The 6,223-nt window shown below is 73.5% G+C and carries 5 protein-coding genes; 2 read left to right on the plus strand and 3 right to left on the minus strand.

Annotated features, from left to right (window positions below):
* Positions 1-127 precede the first annotated feature (127 nt).
* Both greA and EBN88_RS12865 read right to left on the minus strand, forming a co-directional pair.
* Entirely contained in the window at positions 128-625 is a 498-nt protein-coding gene (greA, locus tag EBN88_RS12860) for a transcription elongation factor GreA (protein WP_122183988.1), read from the minus strand.
* A gap of 211 nt (positions 626-836) precedes the next feature.
* Positions 837-1,256, minus strand: a complete 420-nt coding sequence (locus EBN88_RS12865) for a DUF4307 domain-containing protein (RefSeq protein ID WP_122183989.1) — start codon at positions 1,254-1,256, stop codon at positions 837-839.
* Positions 1,257-1,479: 223 nt separating this feature from the next.
* Between EBN88_RS12865 and mca the strand changes: the two genes are divergently transcribed.
* Together mca and EBN88_RS12875 are read left to right on the plus strand one after the other, a co-directional pair.
* The gene (mca, locus tag EBN88_RS12870; RefSeq protein ID WP_122183990.1) at positions 1,480-2,331 is read left to right on the plus strand and encodes a mycothiol conjugate amidase Mca; all 852 of its coding nucleotides are present in this window, start codon (positions 1,480-1,482) and stop codon (positions 2,329-2,331) included.
* 4 nt (positions 2,332-2,335) lie between these two features.
* The gene (locus EBN88_RS12875) at positions 2,336-2,569 is read left to right on the plus strand and encodes a hypothetical protein (RefSeq protein ID WP_122183991.1); all 234 of its coding nucleotides are present in this window, start codon (positions 2,336-2,338) and stop codon (positions 2,567-2,569) included.
* Positions 2,570-2,616: 47 nt separating this feature from the next.
* On the opposite strand, the gene EBN88_RS12880 is transcribed toward EBN88_RS12875, so the two are convergent.
* The gene (locus EBN88_RS12880) at positions 2,617-5,916 is read right to left on the minus strand and encodes a tetratricopeptide repeat protein (RefSeq protein WP_122183992.1); all 3,300 of its coding nucleotides are present in this window, start codon (positions 5,914-5,916) and stop codon (positions 2,617-2,619) included.
* Positions 5,917-6,223 lie beyond the last annotated feature (307 nt).

Here is a 6,223-nt window from a genome sequence, read left to right on the forward strand (position 1 = left end):
GCGTTCGGAATCCACCGGGCCGGCGCGGAACCGCCCCCGCCGGCGCGGGACATGGCGGCGCCCCCCTCGTGTGCCCGGGGAACGAAACGAGGGGGGCGTCAGGCGAACCGGCCCCTGAAGGGGGGCGTCAGGCCTGGTACGGCTTGGCCTCCAGCACCTTCACCTTGGCGGTGCTGCCGTTGGGCAGCTCGTACGAGGCCTCCTGGCCGACCTTCTTGCCCAACACGCCGCCGCCGAGCGGCGACTGGGGCGAGTAGGTCTCGATGTCCGAGGTGGCGAACTCCCTCGACGCCAGCAGAAACGTCATCGTGTCGTCCTCGTCGCCGTCGAAGGCGATCGTCACGACCATCCCGGGGGCCACCACGCCGGTGTCGGCGGGGGCCTCGCCCACCTGTGCGGTCTCCAGGAGCTGGGTCAGCTGGCGCACCCGCGCCTCCATCTTCCCCTGCTCCTCCTTGGCGGCGTGGTAACCGGCGTTCTCCTTGAGATCGCCCTCTTCACGAGCCGCCTCGATCTTCTTCGCGATCTCGACGCGGGCAGGACCCGACAAGTGATCCAGCTCCGCCTTGAGCTGGTCATACGCCTCCTGGGTCAGCCAGGTGACAGTGTCGCTGGTCTGCGTCACAGGTGCTCCTCGGGTAGCAAGAGGGGATAAAAACAAGGCCCGTCCCGGACGTGTGCGCTCCTGGGCGGGCGGATCATCGATCGAAATATCGACTCTAACAACGAAACGGTCGATGTGCGGAAGGATTACCCTGCGCGCTGAGCCACAAACCCGGGACGGGTTGTGGCCGGACGCGGGGCTCCCTGACGGCCCGTCACCGCGTCGCCGGCGCCTACTCCTCCTGGCCGGCCGCCGAGCAACCCATCAGCTCGGCCGAGGTGGCCCGACCCGTGGTGCGGAGGGTGACCGCCTGGTGGAGGCTGTCGTCCGGCTGGTCGAAGCGGAACTCGCCCCGGCCCACCTCCAGGCCGTCCTCCGCCTGCGCCCGCACCGTACAGACGCCCTCGGTGTCGGCCGGTTTGCGGACCGCGAGGTGGACGCTGATCTCCGAGTCGGAGGTCACCTCGAAGCCGGTCAACTCGCCGGTGACCCGTTGCTCCCCGATATAGGAGAAGCCGGCCCAGGCGACGAAGGCCACCAGGGCCACGCCCAGCGCGAGGCCGACCAGCCGCAGCCGGCGGTCCGTGGCGTCGTCGCGGGAGGCGGCGCGCCCGTAACGGCCCTCCGGCAGTCCGGAGTGCGTGCGGGACATGGCGACCTCCTCACGGTCTCGGCTCGGGTCCGGCCACGCCGGAGTTCTCCGGCGTCGCCGCGTCCACGGGGCGACGGCCGGGGAATACCGGCACTCGCTCCATCCGTCACTATAGAAGGCGTCTCCAGGGCCGAGACGACAGGATCGAACGACGAGGATTCCAGTCTTGACAGCCGTGACATCCGGGACAGCCGTGACACCCGGGACAGATCAACTGCGCCTCATGGCGGTGCACGCCCACCCGGACGACGAGTCCAGCAAGGGCGCCGCCATGATGGCCAAGTACGTGTCGGAAGGCGTGGAGGTGCTGGTCGCCACGTGCACGGGCGGCGAGAGGGGCTCCATCCTCAACCCCAAGCTCCAGGGCGACCCCTACATCGAGGAGAACATCCACGAGGTCAGGGCCAGGGAGATGGCCGAGGCGCGGGAGATCCTCGGCGTACGCCAGGAGTGGCTGGGCTTCGTCGACTCCGGACTGCCGGAGGGAGACCCGCTGCCGCCGCTGCCCGAGGGCTGCTTCGCGCTGCGGGACGTCGAGGAGGCGGCCGAGCCGCTGGTCCGGCTGATCCGCTCGTTCCGTCCGCAGGTGATCACCACCTACGACGAGAACGGCGGCTATCCGCACCCGGACCACATCATGACGCACAAGATCTCGATGGTGGCCTTCGAGGCGGCGGGCGACCCGACGCGCTACCCGGACTCCGGGGAGCCCTGGCAGCCGTCGAAGCTGTACTACAACCAGGGCTTCAACAAGCAGCGCACCGTGGCGCTCCACGAGGCGCTGCTGGCGCGCGGCCTGGAGTCGCCGTACCAGGAGTGGCTGGAGCGGTGGGACGAGTCCTCGATGCCGGAGCGGCAGCTGACCACGCGGGTGCCGTGCGCGGAGTTCTTCCCGGTGCGGGACAAGGCGCTGATCGCGCACGCCACCCAGATCGACCCCGACGGCGGCTGGTTCCGGGTGCCGATGGAGATCCAGCAGGAGGTCTGGCCCACCGAGGACTTCGAGCTGGCGCGGTCGCTGGTCGACACCTCGCTACCCGAGTCCGACCTGTTCGCGGGTATCCGCCAGAATTGACGTCATGACTGACGTAACTCCGCTCGCCAAGGAGCTGACCGAGTACACGGTGACGCCGGGGGTGCTCGGCTTCATCGTGTTCGCCGTCCTGGGCGTGGGGGTCTGGGTGCTGCTGCGGTCGATGAGCCGGCACCTGGGGAGGATCGACTTCGAGGAGGGCGCCGGGGAGCGGCGCGACGGCGGCGAGCCGGCCGCCGACGAGTCCTCGACCGGCCGGTCCGCCGCCACCTCCTCCTGACCCGGCGCGGCCCTGGGCCGGCCGGCGGCCAGGCCCGGACAGAACACCTAGGGCCGGGTGCCCTCCCGCGCGGGCAGGGCGCCCACGATGTCGCGGGCCGCGCGCCTGGGCACCATGCCCAGGCGCCAGGCCGGCCAGCCCGCCTCGGGACCCTGCTCGCGCTCCAGCATCAGCGCGAAGGAGTGCGCGGCGTCGGTCAGCCTGGGGTCGCGCGCCGGGTGGTCCTCGCGCAGCAGCTCGGCCAGCTCCTCCTGCGCCACCGCCGTCCCGACCTCGGAGCCGCCGGGCGAGGCCAGCGGCAGCAGCGTGCAGCGCAGGAACTGCGCCCAGTCCCGGCCGCGTTGGTCGGGGGCGTCGTCGCCGTAGCCGGCGGTGAACAGGGCCAGCGCCTCGTCGGTCAGCTCCAACGCCTGGCCGAGACGCTCGTTGCCCGCCTCGATCACGGCCAGCTCCAGGGCCGACCAGGCCTCGCCGTGCCCGACGCCGATCCGCTGGAAGTCCCGCCGGGCGTCGGTCAACAGCTGGCGGGCGAAGCCGCTGTTGCGCAGCGAGCCGGTGCTCTCGGCGCGGCTGTCGCGGGTGACACGGGCGGAGTGGTGCCGGGTGCAGGCCAGCCCGTAGACGTCCCGCATCCGGCTGAACATCGTGCGGGCGCGTTCCAGGGTGCGCACCGCCGACGTGGTGTCGCCGGCCTCCTCCTGCGCCTGGCCCAGGTAGTAGAGGGTCCACGCCTCGCCCCTGGCGTCCTCCGTCTCCTGGTGGCGCACGAGCGCGGCGCGCAGCTGGTCGATGGCGGCCGCGTCGTCGCCGTCGTAGACCCTGGCCAGGCCCAGCTGGCTCATGGCCCAGGCCACGCCGCGCACGTCGCGGGAGCGCTCGTAGAGGTCGAGCGCCAGGCGCAGCTCGCGTTCGCCGTCGGCGATCTGCCCCTGCCACAGCAGGGTTTGCCCCAGCTGGAACCGGGTCCACGCCTCGCCGTGGACGCTGCCGCTGGCCTGGTGCAACGGCAGCGCCTCGGCGAGCAGCCGGCGCGCCGACAGCACCCGGCCGCACTCCCGCTCGGCGGCGGCCAGGGCGTGCAGCGTCCAGGCCCGGTCGCCGGCCAGGTGCTCGCCGACCTGGAGGTCGAGGGCCTGGCGGAGCTTCTCGACGGCCTCCCGCAGCTGGCCCTGGTGTTGCAGGGTGATGCCGAGGTCGCGCAGGGCGCGGGCGGTCCCGGCCTCGTGGCGTGCCTGCTGGTAGAGGGAGACCACGGAGGTCAGGGTGGAGCGGGCCTTGTCCAACTCGCCGAGCTGCCGGGCGGCGACGCCGGTGCGCCAGCGGACGGAACGGGTCAACAGCCCCTGGTCGACGGCCTCGGCCAGCTCGTTCAGCTCGCCCAGGCGGTAGAGGTCGCCGCGCAGCAGGCAGTAGTCACACAGGGCGCCCAGCAGGTGTTGCACCGCCTGGCGGTCCACCCGCTCGTCGGCGTAGCGGAGGGTCGAGGTGATGAAGCTGGTCTCGTCGTCCAGCCAGCGCAGGGCGGCGTCCAGCGAGGTGAAGCCGTGGCCGCCGGCGGCGGCCGGCAGCAGGTCGGCGCGGGTCGAGGTCTTGCCGTCGACCAGCCGGATCACCGTGTCGGCCAGCTCAGCGTAGCTGCGGATCAGCCGCTCCTGGGCGGCGGACACCTGGCGGTCGCTGTCCTCGTCGTACATCCGGGCGCGGGCGAACCTGCGGATCAGCTCGTGCAGGCGGTAGCGGTTCCCCCGGGTGCGGCTGAGCAGGCCGGCCTGGGCCAGCAACTCCAGCTGGTTGGCGGCCTCCTGCTGGCCGACGTCCAGCAGCGCCGCCGCCGCGCGGGCGCCGAGGCTGGCGCGGCCGGCCAGCGCCAGCCGGCGCAGCAGCCGTCGGGTGGTCTCCTCCAGGTCGGCGTAGCGCAGCCGAAGGGCGCGCTCGGCCGGGTCGATCCCGCCCTCGCCGGGCGGGCCCCAGGCGGCCAGGTCATCGGCGAGCGCGGTGGGAGAACGCTCGTCCAGCGCCGAGCCGACCAGCCGCAGCAGAATGGGCCGGCCGGCGCACAGCTCGTTGATCGCGCGCCAGCTCTCGTCGTCGCGCGGCCCGGGAGCGATGCGGCCGCCGTCGGTGACGGAGGCGCGGAGCAGCTCCTCGGCGGCCTCGTCGTCCAGCGGCTCGATGGGCAGCTGGTGGACGGAGGCCGGGAAGGACGGGCTGATGTCGAGCGGCTCTGCCGAGGTGACCAGCACCAGGGACTGGGAGCGGGCCGGGATCAGGGTGCGGACCTGCTCGGCGTCGGTGGCGTCGTCGAGGATGATCACCACGGGCAGGTCGGTGAGGTGCTGCTGGTACCGCTCGGCGAGGCGGCTCAGCTGGCCGGCGTCGGCGGCGCGGCCGACGCCCTCGCGGAACAGGAGTTGGTCGCGGGGGGCGCCCAGCCGGTTCATCAGGTGCAGGATGGCGTCCCTGGTGGGCAGCGGGTCCTGGCTCTGGCCCCTGAGGTCGACCAGGCAGGCGCCCCGGAACAGCTCGCGGGTCTCCTGCGCGGCCCAGCCGGCGAGCGTGGTGCGGCCCGAGCCCGAGGCGCCGTGCAGCACCACCACGGTGGGGCGGGTCTCGGTGCTGGCGCGGTCGCGGTTGACCCACTGCACGATCTGGCCGAGTTGGCGGCGGCGGCCGATGAACGGGCGCTCCAGGTCGGCCAGTCGGTCGAAGGAACGGCTCAACACGGAGCGGCTGCGGGCCCTCGCCGAGCGGTCGGTGGTGCGGGTGGAGCGGGCGCCGCCGGCCCTGGGGGCGCCGATCGGGCCCCGCCTGGGGGCGACGGCCCGCTGTTGCTCCAGGTAGGGGCGGATGCCGCGCACCTCGACGGCCGTCAGCCAGGCGAGCCGCAACTGGTCGACGCCGCCCGGCTGGTGGCGGCTGCCGGCGTGCCGCTCGGCGGACCAGAGGTGCGCGAGGAGCGCCTGGACGACGAAGCCGAGCACGGCGGCGCCGGCCACCAGCAGGCCGTCAGTGAAGGCGGTGGCGGCGGAGTCGTTGATCGAGCCGACGAGCAGCACCGTGGCCAGCGCGGCGCAGACCACGGCGGCGGCGAGGCCGCCGAGGAAGCGGGGCGCGAAGCGGTCGGCCAACCGGCTGGGCGCGCTGTCCCGTTCGGCCTCGCGGAAGGCCGCGTACTCCTCGCGCGCCGGTCGTAGGATCTCGTCCAGCGAGGCGCCGGCGCGCTGGAGCAGCTGCTCGGCCGATACCCTGCCCTCCGAGCGGCGTTCCTCCGCCTCGGCCGCGCCGCGCAGCAGTCGCTCGACCTCCGCCCGGTGCCGCTCGTCGAGCGTGACCGTCTCCACTGCCATTCGCGTCCCCCTCCTCTTCTCCCCGGTTCTTCCCCGGCCCGCGTCCTTCGCGCGGGCGCGTGCGCGGGCGCCGGAACGCGCCCGCGCGCGCCCCGGCGCGTCCCAAGGCACCCGAAGGGTGCCGTAACGCCCGGAAGCGCCCGGGGAATTGGCCTGCCCCGGCTGACACCCCCTCACGCCGATTTCGACCAACTCGTTACGGGCACGTCGCACACCGGGGACGGCCCCGGCACAGCGCGGAAGGGCGCTGGCGCGCGGCGCGGGACGGCGCCGGCGCGCTGACGGCGCGGGCCGGGCCGGCCGGGTG

It is taken from the genome of Streptomyces triticirhizae (assembly GCF_003696235.1).
Lineage (GTDB): Bacteria > Actinomycetota > Actinomycetes > Streptomycetales > Streptomycetaceae > Streptomyces > Streptomyces triticirhizae.